Origin of the sequence: Planotetraspora kaengkrachanensis, assembly GCF_016862895.1 — a bacterium.
In the GTDB taxonomy this organism is placed as follows: Bacteria; Actinomycetota; Actinomycetes; order Streptosporangiales; family Streptosporangiaceae; genus Planotetraspora; species Planotetraspora kaengkrachanensis.
In genome coordinates this window covers 119206-142111 of the sequence record NZ_BONV01000017.1, presented here as the reverse complement: position 1 = coordinate 142111, position 22906 = coordinate 119206, and the positions used below count along the sequence as shown (strand labels likewise).

The 22906-nt window shown below is 69.9% G+C and carries 24 protein-coding genes and 1 tRNA gene; 14 read left to right on the top strand and 11 right to left on the bottom strand.

Going from position 1 to position 22906, the window contains the following annotated elements; all coding sequences use genetic code 11:
• Positions 1-10: 10 nt before the first annotated feature.
• A complete protein-coding gene (mptB, locus tag Pka01_RS20000) occupies positions 11-1420 on the top strand; it encodes a polyprenol phosphomannose-dependent alpha 1,6 mannosyltransferase MptB (RefSeq protein ID WP_203884328.1) in 1410 nt (469 codons plus the stop codon).
• Here mptB and Pka01_RS19995 read toward each other — a convergent pair.
• Positions 1311-3596, bottom strand: coding sequence for a hypothetical protein (locus tag Pka01_RS19995; protein WP_203884327.1), 2286 nt, complete (start codon positions 3594-3596; stop codon positions 1311-1313). The two genes, mptB and Pka01_RS19995, sit on opposite strands and share 110 nt — an antisense overlap.
• Positions 3597-3747: 151 nt before the next feature.
• Between Pka01_RS19995 and Pka01_RS19990 the strand changes: the two genes are divergently transcribed.
• The 4 genes from Pka01_RS19990 to serS all read left to right on the top strand — a co-directional run bounded on the left by Pka01_RS19990 (position 3748) and on the right by serS (position 7871).
• On the top strand, positions 3748-5025 hold the full coding sequence (locus tag Pka01_RS19990) for a glycosyltransferase 87 family protein (RefSeq protein ID WP_203884326.1): 1278 nt from the start codon (positions 3748-3750) through the stop codon (positions 5023-5025).
• 22 nt (positions 5026-5047) lie between these two features.
• Positions 5048-5488 carry a DUF4446 family protein gene (locus tag Pka01_RS19985; protein ID WP_203884325.1) on the top strand — a complete coding sequence of 147 codons (441 nt, stop codon included), beginning with the start codon at positions 5048-5050 and terminating at the stop codon, positions 5486-5488.
• 109 nt (positions 5489-5597) lie between these two features.
• Entirely contained in the window at positions 5598-6518 is a 921-nt protein-coding gene (pheA, locus tag Pka01_RS19980) for a prephenate dehydratase (protein WP_203884324.1), read from the top strand.
• Positions 6519-6596: 78 nt separating this feature from the next.
• A complete protein-coding gene (serS, locus tag Pka01_RS19975) occupies positions 6597-7871 on the top strand; it encodes a serine--tRNA ligase (protein WP_203884323.1) in 1275 nt (424 codons plus the stop codon).
• Positions 7872-8076: 205 nt separating this feature from the next.
• Here serS and Pka01_RS19970 read toward each other — a convergent pair whose 3' ends face one another.
• Positions 8077-8280 (bottom strand): cold-shock protein, encoded by a 204-nt coding sequence (locus tag Pka01_RS19970; protein WP_061255882.1) that lies wholly within the window; start codon positions 8278-8280, stop codon positions 8077-8079.
• Between the two features lie 242 nt (positions 8281-8522).
• On the opposite strand from Pka01_RS19970, the gene Pka01_RS19965 reads away from it, so the two are divergent.
• The gene (locus Pka01_RS19965; protein WP_203884322.1) at positions 8523-9317 is read left to right on the top strand and encodes an HAD family hydrolase; all 795 of its coding nucleotides are present in this window, start codon (positions 8523-8525) and stop codon (positions 9315-9317) included.
• A gap of 53 nt (positions 9318-9370) precedes the next feature.
• On the opposite strand, the gene Pka01_RS19960 is transcribed toward Pka01_RS19965, so the two are convergent.
• Together Pka01_RS19960 and Pka01_RS19955 are read right to left on the bottom strand one after the other, a co-directional pair.
• Complete coding sequence (locus Pka01_RS19960; protein WP_203884321.1) at positions 9371-9901, bottom strand: bacterial proteasome activator family protein; 531 nt, start codon at positions 9899-9901, stop codon at positions 9371-9373.
• Between the two features lie 119 nt (positions 9902-10020).
• Positions 10021-10983 carry an NAD(P)H-quinone oxidoreductase gene (locus tag Pka01_RS19955; protein ID WP_203884320.1) on the bottom strand — a complete coding sequence of 321 codons (963 nt, stop codon included), beginning with the start codon at positions 10981-10983 and terminating at the stop codon, positions 10021-10023.
• Positions 10984-11098: 115 nt separating this feature from the next.
• Between Pka01_RS19955 and Pka01_RS41620 the strand changes: the two genes are divergently transcribed.
• Together Pka01_RS41620 and Pka01_RS19945 are read left to right on the top strand one after the other, a co-directional pair.
• Complete coding sequence (locus Pka01_RS41620) at positions 11099-13627, top strand: MinD/ParA family ATP-binding protein (protein WP_373318174.1); 2529 nt, start codon at positions 11099-11101, stop codon at positions 13625-13627.
• A gap of 109 nt (positions 13628-13736) precedes the next feature.
• A tRNA-Ser gene (locus tag Pka01_RS19945) sits at positions 13737-13825 on the top strand.
• 112 nt (positions 13826-13937) lie between these two features.
• Here Pka01_RS19945 and Pka01_RS19940 read toward each other — a convergent pair.
• A complete protein-coding gene (locus Pka01_RS19940) occupies positions 13938-14816 on the bottom strand; it encodes a hypothetical protein (protein WP_203884319.1) in 879 nt (292 codons plus the stop codon).
• Positions 14816-16060, bottom strand: coding sequence for a VWA domain-containing protein (locus tag Pka01_RS19935; RefSeq protein WP_203884318.1), 1245 nt, complete (start codon positions 16058-16060; stop codon positions 14816-14818). The genes Pka01_RS19940 and Pka01_RS19935 overlap by 1 nt, the downstream gene beginning before the upstream one ends.
• 226 nt (positions 16061-16286) lie before the next feature.
• Between Pka01_RS19935 and Pka01_RS19930 the strand changes: the two genes are divergently transcribed.
• Entirely contained in the window at positions 16287-16952 is a 666-nt protein-coding gene (locus Pka01_RS19930; protein ID WP_239115142.1) for a TOPRIM nucleotidyl transferase/hydrolase domain-containing protein, read from the top strand.
• A gap of 30 nt (positions 16953-16982) precedes the next feature.
• Here Pka01_RS19930 and Pka01_RS19925 read toward each other — a convergent pair whose 3' ends face one another.
• From Pka01_RS19925 to Pka01_RS19910, 4 genes are all read right to left on the bottom strand, one after another.
• A complete protein-coding gene (locus Pka01_RS19925; protein WP_203884317.1) occupies positions 16983-17438 on the bottom strand; it encodes a VOC family protein in 456 nt (151 codons plus the stop codon).
• Between the two features lie 78 nt (positions 17439-17516).
• Positions 17517-18215 (bottom strand): TMEM175 family protein, encoded by a 699-nt coding sequence (locus Pka01_RS19920; protein ID WP_203884316.1) that lies wholly within the window; start codon positions 18213-18215, stop codon positions 17517-17519.
• Between the two features lie 248 nt (positions 18216-18463).
• Positions 18464-18964 carry an HAD domain-containing protein gene (locus Pka01_RS19915; RefSeq protein ID WP_203884315.1) on the bottom strand — a complete coding sequence of 167 codons (501 nt, stop codon included), beginning with the start codon at positions 18962-18964 and terminating at the stop codon, positions 18464-18466.
• Between the two features lie 51 nt (positions 18965-19015).
• Positions 19016-19663 (bottom strand): TetR/AcrR family transcriptional regulator, encoded by a 648-nt coding sequence (locus tag Pka01_RS19910; protein ID WP_203884314.1) that lies wholly within the window; start codon positions 19661-19663, stop codon positions 19016-19018.
• A gap of 64 nt (positions 19664-19727) precedes the next feature.
• On the opposite strand from Pka01_RS19910, the gene Pka01_RS19905 reads away from it, so the two are divergent.
• From Pka01_RS19905 to Pka01_RS19885, 5 genes are all read left to right on the top strand, one after another.
• Positions 19728-20174 (top strand): hypothetical protein, encoded by a 447-nt coding sequence (locus Pka01_RS19905; protein WP_203884313.1) that lies wholly within the window; start codon positions 19728-19730, stop codon positions 20172-20174.
• The gene (locus Pka01_RS19900) at positions 20171-20581 is read left to right on the top strand and encodes an ester cyclase (protein ID WP_203884312.1); all 411 of its coding nucleotides are present in this window, start codon (positions 20171-20173) and stop codon (positions 20579-20581) included. The genes Pka01_RS19905 and Pka01_RS19900 overlap by 4 nt, the downstream gene beginning before the upstream one ends.
• A gap of 127 nt (positions 20582-20708) precedes the next feature.
• Positions 20709-21236, top strand: coding sequence for an EF-hand domain-containing protein (locus tag Pka01_RS19895; protein WP_203884311.1), 528 nt, complete (start codon positions 20709-20711; stop codon positions 21234-21236).
• 138 nt (positions 21237-21374) lie between these two features.
• On the top strand, positions 21375-21920 hold the full coding sequence (locus Pka01_RS19890) for a MarR family winged helix-turn-helix transcriptional regulator (protein ID WP_203884310.1): 546 nt from the start codon (positions 21375-21377) through the stop codon (positions 21918-21920).
• Complete coding sequence (locus Pka01_RS19885; protein WP_203884309.1) at positions 21917-22282, top strand: hypothetical protein; 366 nt, start codon at positions 21917-21919, stop codon at positions 22280-22282. Before Pka01_RS19890 ends, Pka01_RS19885 begins: the two co-directional genes overlap by 4 nt.
• 12 nt (positions 22283-22294) lie before the next feature.
• Here Pka01_RS19885 and Pka01_RS19880 read toward each other — a convergent pair whose 3' ends face one another.
• Positions 22295-22888, bottom strand: a complete 594-nt coding sequence (locus tag Pka01_RS19880) for a TetR/AcrR family transcriptional regulator (protein WP_203884308.1) — start codon at positions 22886-22888, stop codon at positions 22295-22297.
• Between the last annotated feature and the right edge of the window lie 18 nt (positions 22889-22906).

Here is a 22906-nt window from a genome sequence, read left to right as displayed (position 1 = left end):
GAACCTGTGCATGATCACGCGCAGGGGGGTCTGGTTCGCCGGTGTGGCTGGGGCTGGGGCGGCTTCGATTCTGCTGACGATCATCATCAGTCTCCTCGGGCCGTCCGCGATGGTCCCCCCACTGCCGGGACGTCCGTGGCAGCCGCCCTTCTCACTCGGCGTCATGCCGGACGGCCGTCTCGTCATCGCCATGGCGGCCGCCGCGGTCGTCCTGGGCGCGGTCGCCCTGGCGGTCGGCCTCCGGCACGCGGAGCGGATGCCCGACGCCCGGTGGCTCCTGCTCACGGGCTGCCTCGTCGCCGTCGTCCTCGCCTTCCTGCCTCCGTCGGGTTCCGCCGACCATCTCAACTACGCGGCGTACGGGCGCATGGTCACGCTCGGCCACAACCCCTATGTCACCGTTCCAGCTGATCTGCCCGCCGACCCCGTCATCGGGGGGGTCGAGGAATGGCGGAACACGCCCAGCGTCTACGGGCCGGTCGCGACGGCCGTGCAGGCGCTCGCCTCCCTCATCGGCGGCGATTCGGTCCGGTTGACGGTGTTCGTCATGGAACTCGCGAACGCCGCCGCTTTCGTCGCGACCGCACTGCTTCTGCACCGGTTCACCCGGCATGATCCCGTACGGCGGCGTCGCGCGGCCCTGTTGTGGACGGTCAACCCGCTGCTCGTCTACCACCTCGCGGCGGGCATGCACCTCGACACCCTCGCGATCGCCTTCGTGATCGCCGCCCTCGTCGTCGGCCGGGGCAGGGGCGTCCTGCTCGGCCTCGGGATAGCCGTGAAGGTCACCGTCGGCCTGGTCGCCTTAGGTCCCGCGTGGGAGCTGCGGAGGTCGCCGCGGAAGCTGGCGCTGGTCGCGGGGTCGGCGACGCTGACCGTGCTCGCGGCCTACCTGCTCGCGGGCCCCGACTCGCTCGACCAGGTCCGCAACGCCAGCCAGTCGTTGTCGCTCGCGACTCCCTGGAAGCTCGTCCAGCACGCGGCCCAGTCACTCATCGGTCCGGGTGCCTATCGTGTGTGGATCCAGCTCGCGTCCTACGCGCTGCTCGCGGCGCTGGCCTTCCTGTTGATCAGGGCCTTCCGGCGGGACGGCGAGCTCGACGCCCCGCGGGTGGCCCTCGCCTTAGGCGTGGCCTGGCTGTTCGCCACGCCCTACGTGCTGCCGTGGTACGACGGGCTGGCCTTCGCCCTGCTCGCGATGGTGGTCTGCCCGGCCCTCGACGGCTTCCTCGTCGTACGGCTGGCCGTGTTGTCCCTCGGCTATCTGCCGGCGCGCCAGATGGATCAGCCGGACGGCCTGGGCTGGCTGGTCACCGTGGTCCGTTCGCAGGTCGTGCCATGGTGTCTGCTGGCGCTGACGATCGGTCTGGCGTGGTGGGCGTGGAGAGCTGGAGCGCGCGGACGGACGCGGCCAGCGTGAGTGGGACGGCCACGGTCAGGGCCATCGCCGGGATGGCGACGCCGGAGTCGTTCAGGAGGAATCCGGCCAGGGCCGCGGTGAGCGTGCCGAGGAGACCGGCGCGCAGCGCGGGCGCGTGGCCGTACGCCTGACTGAGCGCGGGCGCCCCCCACGTGGACGGCCGGGAGAGCACGAGGAACAAGAAGGCCAGGGCCACCAGCGAGAGCAGGGTCAGGGGCAGGTTCCCCAGGGTGTGCAGCATCGCCCCGAGCTTGCGGCCGACGACCGATCCGCCTTCGCCGTCGACGACCTGCTGGACGAACGTGCCGAGGTGGGTCCTCTGGTCGGCAGGCCGCATCCAGTCGGCGACGGCGATCAGCCCCACGGCCACGACTCCGCCCGCGCCGATCACCGCTAGCCTGATGACGGACACACGACGACCGGTGATCAGCAACAGGAACACGGCGAACCCGAGGATGAACGACGGCACGCCGCCGAAGTCGGCCCCCCAGCCCGGCCAGCCGTCCGCGAAGATCGCCAGTAGTCCGTAGGCCAGGCACAGGACCAGCGCCCAGCGCTTCCAGCGGCGAAGGGCCTGGCTGATTCCGGCGAGCAGCAGGATCGTGCCGGTCGAGTAGATGGCGAAGGCCATGTTCCCGAACCCGTAGAACCGGCCGCCGGTGACCGGCTCGTATCCCGTCACCGCGTTCACCTGGAGCCTCGACCCGGTCATCACGTCGATCAGCAGGGCGAGCGAGCTCACTCCTGCGACCACGGTGAGCGGCCCGAGCACGTGCCCGCGCCACGGCCCGGCGAACGCCACCCCGGCGATCGCCCCGGCCATGACCAGGATCGTGCCGCACAACGCGGCCATCGGGTGGGCCAGGCTCCACCACGGCACGAGTTGCGCCAGGAAGGTCGACACCGGGACGGCGGCGCTGACCACCGCGACGATCTGCGCGGGCACGAACATCCGCCGGTACCGCCGCATCACGACGGCGGCGAGTGCGTAGAAGAGCAGTTGCGCGACGACGAGGACCAGGAAGAACGGCTCTCGCACCTGCTTGAGCACCTGGCTGGCGAGATCGGCGTCCGCGAGGCGGGCGACGGATTCCTTCGCCGTCCCGTCGGACGGGCCGTCCGGCTGCCACGGGCGGCCCACGACGCCCTCGGGGCTGGGGATCCCGAGGACGTGGGTGACGGTCGCGGTCAGGTCGGTGAGGGTGACCAGCGCGTCCTGTCGGGTGGAGGACGCGGTCAGCCACCCCGGCCCGTACGGCCCGGCCGCCGGATCCGAGCCCGCGGACCCGGCGGGGCCGGTGGCCATGGCCACGTGCAGATGGGCGGTGGCACCGGAGTCGGACAGGCCCGCGACGAGCACCGTGGCGCCGGCCGGCACACGAGCCAGGATCGAGCCGACCGTCCGGTCGGCGGCGGCCGCCGCGCTCTGCCGGGCCGTCCCCTCCTGGTTCCAGACCTGGGCGATCTCTCCCGCCTCCGCGAACACGACGGTGTACGGCGTCAGGTCCGGCAGCTCGTCCGGAGTAGCGGCATATTTCTGGATCTTGCCGGACTTGTCGGCAGCCGCCAGAGCCGCTCCCGGCCCGATCGCGGCGACGCGGCCGCCCGCGTCGACGATCGTCTGACCGAGCAGGCCGATGTCGGCCTTGTAGGAGCCCGCCCGTTGCAACGCGACCAGAGCGGCCCAGCCGGGCACGGCCGCCGAGCCGTCCGGCGCCACGGCGGGGGCGGGCGCAGCGGTGCACGAGTCGCCGCCTGTGCCCGCCCGCTGGCCCGCGGACACGGTCAGCCAGCCGCCGGCCGGGCAGGTCACCGGCAGGCCCTCAGGCGGGACCGTCCTCGTCGAGAGCGACGCCACGCCACCCTTTCCTGCCAGGGCCCACAGATTGGGCGTGCGCGCCGGGTCGAGGTCGTCCCACCGCAGCCCGGGGACGCCGATCAGGACCACGCGACCCGCGGGTGAACCGGCGGACGAGGCGGCGAGTCCGGAGCCGGGCAGGGCGGAGGGCGCGGAGGCGGCCAGAGCGCCGGCGGACGAGGCCGAGAACGCGGAGCCGGGGAGGGGGCCGGACGACGCGGAGGCCACGCCTGTTCCCGACACGGCCAGCAGCGCGAGGAGCGCGGCCGCGATGAGGATGAGATGACGGACCGCTGTGGATCGCTGAGCGCCGTGCACGGTTCGCGGGCTCCTCGGCTCTGGCTGGACGGGCGAACGGGAAGAACGGTGGTCAGGCGGAGAAACGACGCGGGACACCGCGGCGCTCCCCATGCCGTGACGACAGGAAGGCGACTGGAACAGAACAGAGTCCACGGTAGCCTCCCTCATCATGACGACTGGCCGGATGACCGCCGCGGCGAGGTCGGTGCGGGCGTGGCCCGGGTACCTGATCTCGCTGCTGATCATCGCGGTCGCGGCGACCCCGCTGATCGCCTACTGGCTGACCAATCCCGACGACCAGCGACTGGTCGACCTGGACGTCTACCGGACCGGCGGATCGGCGCTCCTGCTCGGCCTGCCCGTCTACGACGTGATCACTCCGGCGCCCCAACTGCTGCCGTTCACCTATCCGCCGTTCTCGGCGATGCTGGCGGTCCCGCTGGGCGAGATGTCGTGGCCCGCGGCGCAGTTGGTGTGGACGGTCGGCATCGTGGTGGCCCTCGCGGTCACGGTGGGGTACTCCTTCCGGCCCCTGCTCGAGCGCTTCAGCGGCCGCCTGGCCCTGCCCGTGCTGTTCGGCCTGCTGGCCGCCGCGTCCATGTATCTGATGCCGATCAGGGATCAGGTCAGGTTCGGCCAGGTCGATCTCTTCCTTGTGGCGCTGTGCCTCCTCGACTGCGTGGTGCGCAAGCCGTGGTGGCCCCGCGGGATGCTGATCGGCCTCGCGACGGCCGTGAAGCTCACGCCCGGCGTGTTCCTGATCTACCTGGCCGTCACGGGCTTCCCGCGGCGCGGCGGGGACCCCGGACAGCGTCGCGCCCTGTACATGGCGGTGTTCACGGCCGCTCTGCTCACGCTCCTGCCGTTCCTGGTGATCTTCAACGACGCGAAGGACTTCTGGTTCTCTGCCCTGCTCGACTCGGAGCGGCTCGGGGCGAACGCCGCGACGACCAACCAGTCGCTGCGCGGCATGTTGCTCAGGCTCTACCTGCCCGGCTGGCTGACCGCCGTGATCTGGCTCGCCGCCGCCGCGGCGATCGGCTGGTACGGCTTCCGCCACGCCCGCAGGGCCTTCCGCGACGGCGACCCGATGACGGGAGTCGCGTTGACGGGCCTGATGGCCGTGCTGCTCTCGCCGGTCGCGTGGATCCACCACCTCGCCTGGGTCGTCATCGTGATCGCGGCGCTGGCGGGCTCGGGGACGGATGCCAGACGCCTTCTGGTCGCCGCGGGGGCGTGGCTCTACTACGTGCTGCCCATCCCCTGGTGGGGGGTGTCGATCAAAGCCCTGGAGATCCCCGTCCTCAGCCCGGTCGTCGGCAAGATCGTGCAGGACGCCTTCGGCCTCGGCGCGATCGGCCTGGTCTGGCTGCTCGCCTCCTGGCTGCCCCGGCGGCGCGACGCCGATCGGGCAGCCGGGTCTCCGGTTCCCCGTGCGGTGCCTTGACCGAGTGGTTACGCTCGGTGGCGTGCTGGTTACCGTAGTTGTGATGGTCGGCGCCCTCGCGGGAGCGACCGGTGTGGCGATCGGCCTGCTCGCGCTCAGGAACGCGCGAGCCTCCGTCGAGGAGTGTCTCGACGCCCTCGCCCGGCGCAGCGCCGTCGAGGGCGCCGTCGACAGCAAGGCCATCCGCGACGTCGCGGTGTACCGGTACGACGCCCTTGAGGAGATGACCGGGCGGCTCTCGTTCTCCGTTGCGCTGATCAACGGTTTCGGTGACGGCGTCGTGCTCACCTCGATCAACGGCCGCTCGGAGACGCGCACCTACGTCAGGTCCGTGTACGGCGGCAGGGGCGGCCAGCCGCTGTCGCCCGAGGAGGAGCAGGCCGTCAGGGCCGCCCGCCTCGGTCTCGGCCCCGAGGTCGAGCCCCCGCGGGCGCGCCGCCCGTGGAGTGTCACCGCCCGCTGATCGAGGGCACCCGCGCACGCCCGGGCGCAGGTGGAGGGTGACGGGGCGACGTTCGCGCGGGTTGGCGATGCTGCGACTTCGGACTCCACAGTGCCGCTAACCTGGTCGTATGTCGAAACTCGCCTACCTAGGACCCCAGGGCACGTTCTGCGAGGCCGCCCTGAGGATCTTGGCGCCCGACGCCGAGGGCGTGCCCTGCCCCAACGTGGGAGCAGCTCTCGACGCCGCTCGCCGGGGCGAGGCCGGCGGGGCCGTCGTGCCGCTCGAGAACTCGGTCGAGGGAGCGATCACCCAGACCCTCGACGAGCTCGCCTGGGGACGGCCGCTCCTCATCACGGGCGAACTGCTGCTGCCGGTCGAGTTCTACCTGCTCGCGCGTCCCGGCACCGAGATGCGGCACATCAAGCGGGTCATCACCCACCCGGCTGCGCACACCCAGTGCCGCGGCTTCGTCGAGCGCGAACTGCCCGGCGCCGTCGTGGTCGCGGCGTCCTCCACCGCCGCCGCCGCGCAGGAGGTGGCCGCCCCGGGCTCGCCGTACGACGCGGCGATCAGCCCGGCCATAGCGGGTGAGTACTACGGGCTGGTCCAGGTCGCCGCGGGGATCGGCGACCGGTCCGACACGGTCACCCGGTTCGTCAAGGTGAGCCCGCCCGGCGAGTTGCCCGAGCCGACCGGCGCCGACCGCACCTCGCTGGTCGCCTATCTCAGGAACGACCATCCCGGCGCGCTGCTGGAGATGCTGAGCGAGTTCGCCGTCCGCGGGGTCAACCTGACCCGGATCGAGTCCAGGCCGACCGGCGACGGCATCGGGCGGTACTTCTTCCACTTCGACTGTGAGGGCCACATCGCCGACGCCAGGGTCGGCGAGGCGATCTCGGGCCTGCACAGGCTCTCCGACGACGTGCGCTTCCTCGGCAGCTATCCGCGGGCCGACCAGGTCGCCACGCAGATCAAGCCGGGCACGTCGGACGGCGACTTCTCCGAGGCGGCCGGCTGGCTGAGCCGCATCAGGGAAGGCCGGGTCTGACCGTTCCGTCCGCTGTGCGCCGTACGCCGTACGCCGGTGACGGGCGGGGGCCGTACCGGCTCCGGTAGCCTGTGATCTGTGATTGACCTGCGTACCCTTCGTGAGGAACCTGATCGGTTCCGGGCGTCGCAGCGCGCCCGGGGCGAGGACGACACGATCGTCGCCACGCTGCTCTCCCTCGACGAGCGCCGTCGCAGCGCTCTCAGTGGCTTCGAATCGCTGCGCGCCGAGCAGAAGAGCATCGGCAAGTCGGTGTCGCGGGCCTCGGGTGAGGAGCGGACGGCGCTGCTCGACCGCGCGAAGGACCTCGCCGCGCAGGTGAAGGCCGCCGAGGCGCAGGCGGACGCCCTCGGCGAGGAGCTCGACCGCATCGCGCTGAGCGTGCCCAACCTCGTCGAGGAGGAGGCGCCGCCCGGAGGCGAGGACGACTACGTCGTGATCGAGGAGGTCGGGGAGAAGCCGAACTTCGACTTCGAGCCCCGCGACCACCTGGAGCTCGGGGAGCGGCTCGACGCGATCGACGTCGAGCGCGGCGCGAAGGTCTCCGGCGCGCGGTTCTTCTTCCTGAAGGGCGTCGGCGCGCGGCTGCAGCTGGGCCTGCTGAACATGGCGATGCAGCAGGCCATAGAGGCCGGCTTCGTCCCGATGATCACACCTGTCCTGGTGAAGCCGGAGTCGATGCAGGGCACCGGCTTCCACGTGGCCCACGACAAGGAGATCTACCGCCTGCCCGAGGACGATCTCTACCTCGTGGGCACGTCGGAGGTGCCGCTCGCGGCGTACCACTCCGACGAGATCCTCGACGCTCGTGAACTGCCGCTGCGCTACGCCGGCTGGTCGTCCTGTTTCCGCCGGGAGGCCGGCTCGTACGGCAAGGACACGCGGGGGATCATCCGCGTCCACCAGTTCGACAAGGTGGAGATGTTCTCGTACTGCCGGCCGGAGGACGCCCACGAGGAGCACCTGAGGCTGCTCGCCTGGGAGAAGGAGATGCTCGAGAAGGTCGAGCTCCCCTTTCGCGTGATCGACGTGGCGGCGGGCGATCTGGGCATGTCCGCGGCCAGGAAGTTCGACTGCGAGGGCTGGCTGCCCACTCAGGGCCGCTTCCGTGAGCTCACCTCGACGTCCAACTGCACCGAGTTCCAGACCCGCAGGCTGCGGGTCCGCTACCGGGACGCGGACGGCAAGCCCCAGCACGTCGCCACGCTGAACGGCACCCTCGCCACCACCCGATGGATCGTCGCCATTCTGGAGAACCACCAGCAGGCGGATGGTTCGGTCGTCGTTCCGAAGGCTCTGCGGCCATATGTCGGTCTCGACGTCCTCGAGCCGGTCAAGGGCCGGGCCCGCTGATTTTCCTGTCCGCTCAGCGCGTAATCACTGATTGCGCGCTGAGCGAGGAAAGCCGGGTGTTCTGTCCGGATGGAGCGGTCCGGACAAATGTTTACTCGGTGTACCTATTCACCTTGGGTCGAGAGCGTTCACGCCGGACAAATAGCCCAAAACACACCAAAGGCGGAGTTCGCAATGCGAACCCCGCCTTCAGTGAGTCAGTGGATCAGAGCGCCCGCACGTTGGAGGCCTGCGGACCCTTGGGGCCCGAGGTGACCTCGAACTCCACGCGCTGGCCGTCCTCCAGGTTGCGGTAGCCGGAGCCGGAGATCGCCGAGAAGTGCACGAACACGTCGGGCTCACCGCCGTCCGGTGCGATGAAGCCGAAGCCCTTCTCAGCGTTGAACCACTTGACGGTTCCCTGAGCCATTAATGCTCTCCCTAAGGAAGTGAATCTTGGGGCACCACACCTCGTGGGCCCCGGTGTGTCGCACAGCTCCCCGGGTGGCTCATAACAGTCAAGCTGGTTTTCGCTACGGGAACAGCTAATACAACGCCATCACATCTAACACTATGGCGCGCGTTGGTGTTCCATCTCTGGGTGAGATTTCTTCTTCCAGGCACCCCTCGAAGGTGTGCCAACGCATAACAGAGTGCAAACTGGAACGCGTCATGACCAGCCCTCGTCTCGTCGCCACAGATCTCGACGGCACCGCGTTGCGTTCCGACGGCAGCGTCTCCGTCCGGACGGCCGCCGCCTTCGCCCGGGTCGAGGAGGCCGGCGGCACGCTGGTCTTCGTCACCGGCCGCCCGCCTCGCTGGATGCACGCCGTCGCGGGAGCCGTACGGCACCGAGGGCTGGCGATCTGCGCCAACGGGGCCCTCGTGTACGACCTGCACACCGAGGAGGTCGTGGACGCCCACCTGATCGCCCCCGACATCCTGGAGGAGTCCGTCCGGCGGCTGCGGGACCGCATCGACGGCCTGACGTTCTCCGTGGAGTACGAACAGGGCTTCGCCCACGAGTCGGACTTCCCCGTGAGCGGCTGGGACGCCCAGAGGCTGAACGGGGAGCGGGTGGCGAGGTCGACGCTGACCTCCCGGCCGTGCGCCAAGCTGCTCGCCCTGCATCCGTCGATGCATCCGGACGACCTGCACCGGAAGGCGCTGGACATCGTGGGAGATCTCGTGACGCCCACGCATTCGAGCGGGCGCGGCCTGATCGAGATGAGCGCGTACGGAGTGACCAAGGCCTCGGCGCTGGCCGCGCTCGCCGCGAATCTGGGGATCAAGCCCGCCGACGCGGTCGCCTTCGGGGACATGCCCAACGACCTGCCGATGCTGGCCTGGGCGGGCACGTCGTACGCCGTCGCGAACGCCCACAAAGACGTGTTGGCCGCCGTCGATCATGTGACGGCGGCCAACAACGACGACGGAGTCGCCAGGATTCTCGAAGATCTGTTCTGAGGGGGCGGGGACCGCTTACCAGCCTCGCGGGTGGGGGCTTACGTATGCGGGCCTTACAGGTAGGGGCCGCCGCCGTGGCGGGCCGCCTCGTCGTGGCCCTGCTGGCTCATTCCGCCGGGAAGCGCCCGGCGCATCTGCTCCAGCTGCGCCCGTGCGGCCATCTGCTGGGCGAACAGGGTGGTCTGAATGCCATGGAAGAGACCCTCGAGCCAGCCGACGAGCTGGGCGTGTGCGACCCGGAGCTCCGCGTCGCTCGGAGGGGCGCCGTTGTCGTCGGTGAGGGGAAGCGAAAGCCGTTCCAGCTCGTCGACGAGCTCGGGGGCGAGCCCGTCCTCCAGCTCCTTGATGGAGCTCTGGTGGATGTCCTTGAGCCGCTTGCGGCTGGCGTCGTCAAGGGGGGCCGCGCGCACCTCTTCGAGAAGCTGACGGATCATGCTGCCGATCCGCATGACCTTCGCCGGCTGCTCGACGAGCTCGGCGACGGAACGCTCCTCCTGCTCGCCCTCCGTGCCGCCGTCGCCGGACACCGAGAGGCCCTCGGGCCCCACGACCACGATGTGCGGGGTGCTCTCGTCTGCGTTCATCGGTCGATTACCACTCCTGATTCGCTTCCTGGCCCGCTCCGCCCCGTGCCGGCCGTCCGGCGGCCCGTTCCGCTGAGCACCCAGGCTCGCTTAGTCGTGCTCTCGCGATCCAACCTAGCTCACCGGACCAACAGGATCTTTCCGATGTGTTCGCTCGCCTCGAGCATGCGGTGAGCCTCCGCGGCGCCGGACATGGGGATCTCGGCGTGGACCATGGGGCGGATCGCTCCGGCGCTGATCAGCGGCCAGACGTTCTCCACCACGCCGCGGCAGATCACGCCCTTCTCGTCGACCGGGCGCACGCGCAGTCCGGCGGCGGACAGCGAGGCCCGCTTGGCCATCACCTTGCCGAGATCGATCTCGCCGGTCGTTCCGCCCTGCATGCCGATGAGGACCAGGCGCCCGCCGATCGCCAGGGCGTCCAGGTTCTGCCGGAGGTACTTGGCGCCGATGATGTCCAAGATGACGTCGGCCCGGTTCCTGAACTTCTCGGCGAAGTCCTCCTCCCGGTAGTTCACGCCCTCGTCCGCGCCCAGTTCGAGGCAGCGCCGTACCTTCTCGTCGGAACCCGCGGTGACGAGCACCTGCGAGCCGAACGCCTTGGCGAGCTGGATGGCCAGGGTGCCGATCCCGCTGGAGCCGCCGTGGACGAGAAGGGTCTCGCCCTTGCGGAGCCTCGCGGTCATGAAGACGTTCGACCAGACCGTGCAGGCGACCTCGGGAAGGGACGCGGCCACGTCGAGCGCGAGCCCGTCCGGGATCGGCATGACCTGCTGCCACGGGACGGCGACGCGCTCGGCGTATCCGCCGCCGGCGAGCAGCGCGCAGACCCGGTCGCCGACGGAGAAGCCCTCGACCCCGGCGCCGATCTCCGCGATCACTCCCGAGCATTCGAGGCCGAGGATGTCGGAGGCGCCCCTGGGTGGTGGATACTTGCCCTGCCGTTGGAGGACGTCGGCCCGGTTGACCGCGGACGCCGTCACGTCGATGACGACCTGACCTGCGGCGGGACTCGGATCGGGCACTTCTTGCCAGTCCAGGACGTCGGGTCCGCCGGGCTCGGAAATCACGATCGCACGCATGTCACCTAAAGTAGCGTGGCGGTCGAACTCTACGGTTGCCCGCATTCCGCGTAATACGGGACGCTAATCTCCAATGTGTTTGCTGCCCATTTAGCCCATCCCGAGGGGGTACACGGTGGCGAGACATGATCGAGAGGATCCTCATTCTCTCGAGGACCAGCTCGCATGGCTGGACGCGATCAAGGAAATGCCCGACGAGGTGGACATCGCGGTGAGCGCGGTCACCTCCGCTACCCTCGCGTCCGCCGCGTCTCCTGGCGCGTCTTCCACCGCGACGCCTCCGGCGCAGCCCGCAGGCCACGAGACCCCTTCGCCGTACCCCCCGGACCCGTGGAGCCTCGTCCCGTCGGAGCCGGCGTCAGGAGCGCTGTTCCGCAACGCGGTCGACTCGATGTACGGCTCCGCGTCGGTGGCCGTGGCCGACGACGCCGGGGTGGCCGCACCGCCCGTTGAGGACACCGGGAGCGCGGATTCCGCCGAGTCGGCGCTCGGGTCCGCCGGCATCGCGTCCGCGTCCGTGTCCCCATCGGAGTCGGCCCTACGGACGGACCGGGTTCAGGGCGACCGGGCTCAGGACGATCAGGCTTGGGGCGATCGCGCGGAGTCGGCGGAACGGCCGGCCGAGGCCGCCGACCCGTTCGGCACCGCCTTCCGTACGTCCACGCTGGGGTCGGCCACCAGGTCGTCGGCGCTGGAAGAGGCAGAGCGCTCCGCGACCCGTGAGGACGGCGACGCGGCCAAGGCGGCAGGACGCGAGGAGGAGCCCGCCTCGGGATCGGGCTTCGGCGGCGGGTTCGGCGGCGCCCTCGGGGGCGCTTTCGGCAAGGGCGCCTTCAACGACTCTCCCGCGGACACCGACTCCTTCAGCCTGGGAGCCTTCGCCGAAGCCGAGACCCGCAAGCCGGGGCGCACGTCGACGGAGTCCCCTTCCGGCTCCGCGGGCCCCTCTGGTTCGTCTGGTTCTGCCGCCTCGACCGATGAGCCGCTGCGGGGTTGGCTGGAGCCTGCCGTACCGGTCGACCAGGTCTCCTCGTCCGGAGCGGCGGACGGACGCGGCCCGGTGGACAAGGCCGCGCCTCCCGAGTGGCCGAGCATGCCCGAGCGGCTGCCTTCGGACCGGTCGTCGGCCACGGACCATTTCGAGTCCTTCCCCGGAGAGGCCCTGCGCGCCGAGTCCTTCAAGGGGGATCAGGCGCGCCCCGAACAGTTCTCCGGAGATCGCGGCGAGCGCTTCTCCGGTGAGCGTTTCCCGGGCGAGCAGGTCTCCGATGATCGCTTCTCCGCGTTCTCCGGAGATCGTTTCGCCGGGGACGCCGCGCAGCGTCTCCCGTCGGAGGCCGCGCCGGCGGACCCGTTCGCGCCGGACCGTTCCGCCTCGGTCTCCGGGGAGCATCCCTTCCGGGCGGACCGGATGTTCCCATCGGACCGGCCGGACGGCTTCACGGGCCAGGATGCGACGTTCCGCGTCGCGAGCCCCGAGGTGGAGCCCAAGCCTCCGATGAAGGAGGACCCGTTCTCCGGCTCTCTCCGCGACGACCTGGCCGTCGACGAGCGCCGGTCGTTCGGGCGGGACGGCGACCTCGACGATCGAGGGCAGTATGAGCCGCGGCGTCGGCAGGCCCCGCCGCCGGCGGCGTTCAGCGCTCCGTCGCGGCCCGCTTCGGGCACCAAGCCGTCGGCGGACAGCCTCGACCCCGACAGCCTCCTCAAGGGCCGCAGGAATGCTCCGAAGGGCGGCTGGCGCAGGCTCGTCTACAAGGCGTCGGCCGGGTGGATCAAACCGGGCGAGCCCTCAGAGGTGCGACGCCGCCGTGAGCTGATCAACCGCGCGCGCACGCCCGTCGCGACGGGCCACCACCGGGTCGCCGTGCTCAGCCTCAAGGGCGGAGTCGGCAAGACGACCACGACGGTGGGCCTCGGAGCGACGCTGGCCCAGGTCCGCGGCGACCGCGTGATCGCCGTCGACGCGAACCCCGACCGCGGAACCCTGTCCGACAAGGTCGAGCTGGAGACGTCGGCGACCGTACGCGACCTGCTGAACGAGCGCGGACAGATCAAGCGGTACGTGGATATAAGGGCATTCACGTCGCAGGCTCCGTCGCGGCTGGAGATCCTCGCCTCGGACCGGGATCCTTCGGTGTCCGAGGCGTTCAGCGCCAAGGACTACGCGGCCGTCTCGCAGGTGCTGGAGAACTTCTACTCGATCTGCATCACCGACTGCGGGACCGGGCTGCTGCACTCGGCGATGTCCGGCGTCCTCGGGCTGGCCGACCAGATCGTGCTGATCAGCTCGCCGTCCGTCGACGGCGCCCGCGCGGCGTCCGCGACGCTGGACTGGCTGGAGGCGCACAACTACGGGGACCTCGTGCGAGCGGCGACCGTGGTGCTGTGCAGTGTCCGGCCGCGGTCGAAGTCGACCGTGGACCTGGACAGGCTGGAGGCGCACTTCTCCGCTCGATGCCGGGCCGTCATCCGGGTGCCCTACGACCCGCACCTGGAGGAGGGCGCCGAGATCGATCTCGAGCGCCTCCAGGAGGCGACCCGGGAGGCGTACCTCAAGCTGGCGGCCAGCGTGGGCGACGCGTTCGCCGGGCCGCAGACGCTGGGAGAGCGCCGGTTCTCGGAGATCCCCGACCAGCTGTAGCCGATCTCCCCGGCGTGGACGACCTCGAAGATCGTTTGATATGCGGTCGTGGTCGTCCACGATCGGTGAGAGAGTAAGGTGCACATGACGTCTTCGCCAGGCGTCATTTGGAGAGCTCGCCTAGTGGACGATGGCGGCGGTCTTGAAAACCGCTAGGCCGGGTGACCGGTCTCGTGGGTTCGAATCCCACGCTCTCCGCTCAACCTCCTGAAACGGTGCCTGACCAGCGGGTTTCGCTACGGTCGGGCATCGTTCGCCGTTTCAGGGGTGCGCAGCCGTAGGCCGCCTTGAGGAGGCCTACGGCCGCTGCTCACGGGATATTCACGGGATGATCATGGCGGGTGGCCGGCGGGCGGGTGAAGCCGTCGGGCTCCGGGAAGCGCCGACGCGGATGCCGGGTGAGCCGATAGCCGCCGACGCCGGTGACGGCCGCGATGGCGCCGCCGACGGCTGTCCAGGCCCAGCGGGTCGACAAGTCGGGGAGCCAGTCCCAGCTCCAGCCGGTGTCCTTCTCTTCCTCGGCCGCGACCGGCGGCGCCGAGGTCAGTACCGTTCCGGCGGCGACCGGCTGGGTCAGCGAGGCCTTGAGCTCGCCGCCCTCCGGCTGGATGTCGTCGCTGTCATGGGCGGTGATCTGCATCGCCACCTGCATCGGCAGGCCCAGATCCTGCTCGGGCAGTTCGGTGACGGCCAGTCTGACGTAGTAGGTGCCGGGCAGCGGGTCGCCGGACCACGGCTCGGCCCAGGCGCGGACCTGCCGGAGGGTGCAGCCCAGGGTGACCGATGCGGCGTCGTCTGCGGCGGTCGGCGTCTGGGCGCCCGCCGTACAGGCCTGGCGGCGGCGGAGCCCGTCGAAGACGTCCACGGCCCAACCGGATGCGCCGTGCCGGGACGTTGCGGGCGGCAGGGTGACGGTGATCGCGATCTTGTCGGTCTGCCCGGCCTCGGCGGTGAACGACCAGTAGAGGTAGTCGCCGGTTGAGCCGGCCAGCTGCACAGGCTGTCCGGGCTGGACGGCGGTCGCGGTCAGGAAGGAGGATCCGGCCGTGGTCACCGGCGCCAGGCTCTCCGACGGGGACGGTGTCGGCGAGGCGGTGTCGGCGGCGGCCGGACCGGCGGAGAGCAGCAGTGCGGCCGCGGCGGCGGACAGCGCCCCGGCGCAGCGGCGGATGGAAGTTGTACGCATCATCAGTTTTCCCTCCAGATCGCGACCCGCCAGCGCGCCAGCCAGCCGAAGAGCAGGCCGCCCACCAGACCGGCGAGGGCCAGCAGGCCGAGCAGGCCCCAGCCGCGGCCCAGGTCGGGGCCGTTGGGGGCGGGAGAGGAGTCGACGACGCCGACGGTCAGCTCCAGCGGCATACCCGGCGTCGCGGCGGTGGTGGCGGTGGGCGAGGAGAAGGAGTTGCTGACCACCAGGCAGACGGTCTGGTCGGGGGCGTCCTGCTCGGCGGACCAGCGCAGGCCGGTGGAGAGCACATCGGTGCGGCCGCTGCCCGCGTCGGTGCCGCGAACCAGCTCCCGGCCGTCCTTGGAGACGGCCCGCAGCAGCACGCCGTAGTCGCGGTTGAGCGCGCGGTCCAGGGAGACGCTGACGGAGGCCCGCAGCTCCTGCCCGTCGCGGACCGGTACCCGGTACCAGCGGTGCTCCTGGAACTGCTCCCGGTCGGTGTAGGCGCCGGGGCTGAGCAGCGGGGCACCGGCGCAGTCCTCCGTGCCGTCCACCTGAGCCGGGGTCTGGGTGTAGGTGGTCGCGGCGCGGTCCACCAGCTGGTTGATCCGGTTCGTCAGCTGGGTCTTGCTGGTGACGGCGGTGTAGGTGCCGCCGGTGGCGGAGGCGATGCAGGTGAGCTGCCTGCGCACCTTGTCGTTGAGGGTCAGGCCGAGGGTGTCCACCACCAGGTGGGTGCCCTGCGCGGCGAGCTCCCGGGCGACCTCGCACGGGTCGGGCGGGGCGCAGGTGTCCTCGCCGTCGGTGATCAGGACGATTCTGCGGGTGGTCTCGCCGGTTCCCAGGTCCCGTGCGGCGGCGCGCAGCGCCAGGCCCACCGGGGTGAAGCCGGTGGGGCGCAGGGTGGCGACGGCGGTCTTGGCCTCCAGCTTGTCGATCGGGCCGATCGGCACCAGCTGCTGGGTGTCCTTGCAGCCCACGGCCTTGACGTCGCCGGGGTAGGTGGCGCCGAGGACGCGGATGCCGACCTGGGCCTCGGCGGGCAACGCGTCGAGCACCTCGTTGAAGGACTGCTGGAGCACCGAGATCCGGCTGTGGCCCTCGATGTCGCGCGCCCGCATGGAGCCGCTGATGTCGAGGACCAGCTCGACCTTGGGCGGTTCCTTCGGGGTGGTCTCGTCGGCGTGCGCGGGCGGCACACCGAATATGGAGAGGGCGGCCAGCATCCCGAGCAGGGCTAAGGCCGGGCGTCGTCTGATGATCACCCGGCGATCTTAGTGATCATCAGATCATGGACGGATCACCGTCCTTGCCCGGCAGCCCCGTAGCCGTTCCGTCCGCTCCGTGCCGGGTTGACTCCCGGGGCCCGCGATTCCCTCTGAGGAGGGCGCCGGTTCCGTCTGGTCGCGATCGGTAGGTATCTGCCGTGACTGCGTAAGGTGACGGTTGTCAGTCGGTCATCGTCTGATCCAACCGGACCGGGAGACCGCCATGGATGCCACCAACCGCCGAGAGCTCGCCCGCCGGGCACTCGAGGGGTACGACAGTGGTCCTGACGCCTCGGACCGGGCGACGGCCCGCGCCCTGCCGAAGGTCGCCGACGCCGTTGCCGTGGTGCTCGTCGAGGGCCTCAGCGACCAGATCGCACTGGAGACGGCCGCGATGGGACGCGGCCGGGATCTGGAGGCGGAGCGGGTCGTGATCCTGCCGATCGGCGGGGCGCACGCGATCGGCCGCGTCCTGACCGGGTTCGGCCCGCCGGCCACCCGGGTACGGCTTGCCGGCCTGTGCGACCTGCATGAGGAGGAGATATTTCGGCGCGGACTGGTCGCGGCCGATGTCGGCTCACCTCGCACCCGTACCGACATGGAGCACCTGGGGTTCTACGTCTGCGTGAAGGATCTGGAGGACGAGTTGATCCGCGGCGTGGGCGCCGCGGAGGTCCAGGAGCTCTTCGACTCCCAGGGAGACCTCGGGTCGTTCCGCTCGTTGCAGAGTCAGCCCGCCTGGCGCGGTCAGGAACCCGAAGCGCAGATGCGGCGGTTTCTGAGCAGCGGCGCCCGTCGCAAACTGCGCTACGCACGGCTGCTCGCGGAGGCGGCGGTCGGCCGGGACGTCTTGCCTCGCCCGCTCGAGGCGCTGCTCACTGCCGTTTGACGCGGCCCGGCGGTCGAATGCGATTACGGGTCAGGCGAACCAGCTGTCGTAAGCGCTGCGCAAGCTGTCTTGAGGCGGGTCCGGGAGCAACTGGAAGAACTTCCACCCGTATCCATGCGGATCGAGGACCTCGGCGTACCGCTCGCCCCACGGTGCGTCGACGGAGTCGGTGATGACCTCGCATCCGGCCGAACGGCAATAGTCCGCGGTCGCCTCGACGTCGTCCACCTCGATGCCGACGACCACACCCAGGCCCCGCGGACCGGCCACCGTGGCGCGTTCACGCTCGCTGTCGGGAAACGGCATGCCGGTCAGGGCGTCGACGAGCAGTTGGAGATCGCCGCGTCGCAGGATCGCCATGATTGCCCGGCCGTCGGGGCCGGACATCGTCCCGGTCTTCTCGAATCCGAGCCCCTCGTAGAACGCGGCCGCCGCAATTACATCCTCGGCTCGCAGGCCTATCCGGAAGGGCGCCTCGCCGGTCATCGCACCTCCACCGTTCGCCGATCGATCGTGCCTGAGCACGATGCATCAGTACGAGAAGCCACGTCCAGTGCGGCCGGCTCACCCGCCTCGGCGACTGAGGCGGGGCAGGCCCTCGCTGGTGGCGAAATAGAAGATCGGTAGCAACAGGAACAGGCCCAGCGCGATGGCCGGGTGCACGAACCAGCCCAGTGCGCCGCCGAGCGCGTAACCGACCACGCCGGTGGATGAGCGCATCCGGCCGTGGCGGATGTAACGCCGGTGATCCCCGCTCGTGAGCAGATCGGGTCTCCGAGCGAGATGGATGTAGATCCATCGCCAGCTCGCGCACATGGCTGCGGCGATGAGCGCGTACAGGGCGACGGCGGTCCGAGCGTCCGCGCCGCCGATGTCGGATTGCACGGCATCGGAGACGACCGCTGTGGGGAAGGCCAGCGCGGCGGTAGTCAGCAGCAGGGTGAGGTTGGCCGCGTGCAGTGAGCGGTCGACGACGCGGACGCGCGTGAAGGCCTGGTGGTGGTTCAGCCAGATCACCCCGATATAAGCGAACGAGGTGAGATATCCCAGGTAAACGGGCCACTGGTGCCACAGTGCAGGCAGCAGTCCGCCGCTGGGGTGGTCGGGGGTGCGCATCTCCAGGGCCAGGATCGTCATGGCGATGGCGAACACCGCGTCGCTGAAGGCCTCGACCCGGCCGGTGCCCGCCTGTGCGAAGCCTTCACCCCCGTGTCCCGTCGGGGGACCGGTGGGCGAACCCGCCTCTGACCCGTCTGCCGTCATTGCGCCTCCGCCCAACCAGGGCGCGTACGGCACCAGCCGGGTTTCCGCAGGAAGATGCCCGCATGGCCGACGATGACACCCATTCCGGGGCCGCTTCGAACGCTCTGGATCGAGGGCGGATGGAGCGATCAGTCCCACCACATGACGACGGCCTGCCCTCGTCGGGCAGCCTCCCGGTAGAAGCCGAGCAACTCGGCCAAATGCGTGATCAGGTACCCGATTCCGGGACGCCTGGTGCTTGGATCGGGTTACAGCTGTGCCAACCAGTCAGCGATGACGGTGAAGTCGGCGTCTGTGAGACCGCGGCGAGGATCGACGCGATGGAGGAGAGCCTTCCGGCCATGGTGTGCGGACACCCAGAGGCGATCGGCGTCGGAGATTTCGTCATCCACCCAGACGAACGGGCGCCCGGCCGCCCACTGGACAAGACCACGGGTCTTCCAGTGCAGCGGGCCGTCCTCCTCCGGGTCCGGCCAATCCACTACCGGCAACTCGGGCAGGCCGAGGATCGGAGCGATCAATTCGTTCGCGTCGGCCATCCATGTCGTCGCCCACACCAGGTCGCACGGCAGCGCCGACAACCGTGTCCCGTTCAGGGGATCGATTCTGGCCAGCAGCGGATTCGAGCCTGCTTGTGATGCCGAGCGGTTGTCCGGGTGTTCATGAATACGCAGTTGCGGTGCGCCGAACGGGATGAGCGGTCCGTCGACGTCGAGGAAAAGCAATGGACGGTCCGCGGAAGCCGGCATTGCCGCAGAATAAACGATGGCCGAGCGAGGAGAGGCTTCACGCCGGGCTGATCAGGATCCTTTTGGCGGTTCGGGGGTCGCGGTCGGCAGGAGCAGCTGATTGAGGGTGTCGCGCAGCCACTGCTCACACCGCTCGTAGGGCCAGCCGTGTTCGGTGTGCAGTTGCGCGTAACTGTCGGTGGACAGCAGCACCGCGATCGTGGTGGCGGCGGTCGCGGTGTCCAATCCGGGACGTAGGGCGTTGAGTCGTGCCAGGCGTTGGGCGCAGATGGCGGCGCCGTCGCGGTGGCGGGCGGCCCCGGCGGCGTACGCGACGGCGAGGTCGGCGTCGACGTGGGCACCGGAACGCAGTCCGGTGATGATGTCGCGGCACCGCTCGTTGAGTTGGCGGGTCAGGCGCACCATCAGCGAAATGACCTCGTGCGCGTCCTGTGACCGCTGAATCCGTGCGGCCAGTTCCGGGATCTCGGCGATGGTGTCCACCTCGTCGAGCATCGCTGTGATCAATTGCGGTTTCGTGCCGACACTTGCGTAGATCGTTTGCACGGCCACGCCGGCCTCCCGGGCGATGTCGGCGACCGAGGTGTGTGCGTATCCATGCTGGGTGAACAGCTTCGATGCGGCCAGGATGATGTCCCGGCGGGTCTGGGCCGCCTGGATCCGGCGTCGATTGGGCCGTGAACCGTCTTGCGCCGCCACGCCGTTCACCTTAATCTCGTTCTAGTCACTGTAATGTCATTCCAGTCACTGGAATAGGTAGCCAATGACGACCCTACCGATCCCCACCCGCGCCATGCGGATCACCGCGGCGTCCGCCGCCGGCACTTCCGCACTGGCGACCTTCGCCCTCAGTCGCGTGGTGTGGCCCGACCCGCCCGGCGCGATCACCCCGTCGGATGACCTCCTGCCCTACTTCCTGATCCTTTCGGTGGTCGAGGCGCTCTTCTTTGGCGCGGGCGTCGCGTACGCCATCGTCGGCGCGCCCGTCGCGCGACACACGGCCAAGCCCACCCGGCCTGCCTGGGCGCTGTACGTGAGCGTCTGCTTCATGCTGCTCAGCTGGTGGCCGCACGACAACCTGCATCGCGTCCTGGACCATCACGACTTCGCGGGCCTGGCCCGCATCGAGTACCTGTTCCACGTTCCGCTGATGGCCGGCGCCGCCTGTGTCGCCCTCTATACCCTGCGAGCTCGCCGGGAGGCGCGATGACCAGACACGAGCAGATCATCCGCGGCATCTACCGAGACCTGTTCGAGACCGGCGACACCGACCTCGCCGACCGCTTGGTGACCGCCGACTTCGTCGACCACGCCGCACCGCCCAGTCCTGCCGGGCCCGGCCCCGACAATCTCAAGGCCGCCGTCGCGTTCCTGCACTCCGCACTCGGCGATATCCGCTACGAGGTCCACGAGGTGCTGTCGGCCGGAGATCAGGCCGCCTATCGGGCCACCCTGACCGCCGTACAGCACGGTCCGTTGTTCGGGCATCCGCCCACCGGTGGGCGGTTCAGTATGCAGCAGATTCACATGGTCCGCTTCGACGGCGACCGGATCGCCGAACACTGGGCCTGCCGCGACGACCTCGGCGCACTACGTCAGCTCGGGCACCTGCCCTGACCGCTCGCCACACCCGGCCCGATACTCGCTCGTCCACGATGCGTAACTACTTCGTCACTTAAGTGAGTATGGTCACCGACCGCGAATGGCCCGAAGCATGGAGTCTCCCGAAAGAACGGAGGCGGATGTGGCCAGTGAGTTCCAGCGGAGAAAGGTCATCGGAGTTTTCCACGCGATGGATGTGGACGGCGACGGCCGGCTGACCGAGGCCGACTTCCAGGCGCTCGCCCAGCGTTGGAAGGCCGTCGCCGGTCCTGTCGATCCGGAGCGACTCGCCTCCGTCATGACCGGCTGGTGGCCGGTGCTCAGGTCCGCCGCCGGACCTGACGGCGGCGACGGCGTCACCCTCGACGACGTGCTGCTCGTGGTGGAGAACCTCAATGGCATGGCCGACGCGGTCTCCGGTACCGCCGACGCGATGTTCGAGGCCATCGACCTCAACGGGGACGGTCTCATCTCACGCTCGGAGTACGGCGCGCTCATCGAGACGTGGAACGGCACGCCCACGGCGACCGATGAGGTCTTCCCCCGCCTCGACCTGGACGGCGACGGCCACCTCACTCGCGATGAGTTCCGTACTCACTGGACGGAGTTCTGGGCGGGTGACGACCCGGGCGCTCCCGGGACCTACGTCTTCGGCGCATTGGTGCGATAGCCCGGCGGCAGCGTAGCCGGGTCTTGCGGCGCGCATCACGCCCGCGCCTGCACGGGCGTGATGCGTTCGCCGGGGCCGGATGGTCCGCGCATCCGGCTTCCCCATTTATGGAAGTACGTATTAAAGTGGTGCTTCACTATGAATGAGGTACCTAAAATCACGCCCGACGCGGACGGCCTGCTCTTCGACGCCCAGGCGAGAGCCGCGATGACCCAGTTCATCGGCGACGACGACACTCTTGCCTTGGAGGCCGCAGCGGCTGTTCGCACCGCCTTCCACGCCATCGAACGCATGCGGGCCCACGGCACTGAGAACCGCGGGCTCAGCTCGGGGGCGCTGGACATCCTGCTGCGCCTGAGCGCCTCGTCCGACGGGACCGCCATCGGGGATCTTGCCCAGTCGGCAGGAGTGAGTTCCCGTAACGTCACCGGGCTCGTCGACACCCTCGAGCGGGACGGCCTGGCGCAACGGACCCCCGCCCCCCACGACCGCCGCTCCGTCCTGGTCGGGATCACGCCTGCCGGACAGGAGTGGATCGAAAACTTCCGGCGGCCGACCCAGGCCGCCATGGCGGCGATCTTCCGGGACTTCGCCCCCGCCGAACTGGCCCAGTTGCGTCATCTGTGCCTGCGTCTCACCGACAACCAGCACAAGCTCGCCGAGTATCTGAACGGAGCCCGATGACGACCACCGCGCAGACCGTCCGCGGTTACCACGAGGCCAGGTTCCGGGGTGACGTGGCCGCAGCGGCCGCGCACCTCGCGGAGCCCTTCAGCTTTCGCAGCCCGTTCATCAGGTCCACCGACCCGGTCGGTCATCTGGCCGGGCTACCGGAGTTCGTCAAGATCGTCACGGACGTCGACCTGATCAGCGAACTGTACGGCGAGGCCGAGGCCACGCTCGTCTACGACGTCCACACCGCCACTCCCGCCGGCGTCCAGCGCACCGCCGAGCACTTCCGCCTCGACGACAGCGGCAAGATCACCACCATCATGCTCATCTTCGACGCGGCGCCATGGCAGCCGATGGCGCAGTTGATGACCTGACGACGTTCGGCGTCACGCCCCTCGCAGGACGGAGCCGATGGCCGTGGTCACGACCTTGTGCACGGCTCCCTCCTCCGGTGGGACGCCTTTCCTGTCGGCGAACAGCAGGTGCCCGGTCCCGATCAGCATGGGAGCGAGCAGGTCGACGTCGGCGTCCGCCGCGATGCGGCCCAGTTCGCGCTCGGCGGCCAGGTAGGAGGCGATCATGGCAGTGGCCTCCGCCAGGACCGGGACGCCGGTCGGCCTGGACTGGCGCAGCCGGGCGCGCAGGTCGTCTCGTGAGGTGACGAGGCCGACGATCGCCACGGCGACCGACTGGAACAGGTCCGTCAGCGTGTCGGTGAGGTTGCCGGCGACGGTGCCGGTTCCGGCGGACTCGCGCAGGGCCGTGGCCTGTCCGTCAATCCTGGCGACCCGGTCGAGCACGAGTTCGGCGAGGAAGGCGTCGAAGTCGGTGAAGTGCCGGTGCAGGACGCCTTTGGCGCAACCTGCCTCCGTGGTGACCGCCCTGCTGGTCAGCGCGTTGGGTCCGTCCCGGAGCAGGACGCGCTCGGCTGCGTCGAACAGCTGCTCGCGGACGTCGCGGATGGCCACCCCTGTCGGCACCGGGCATCCCTCATTCCT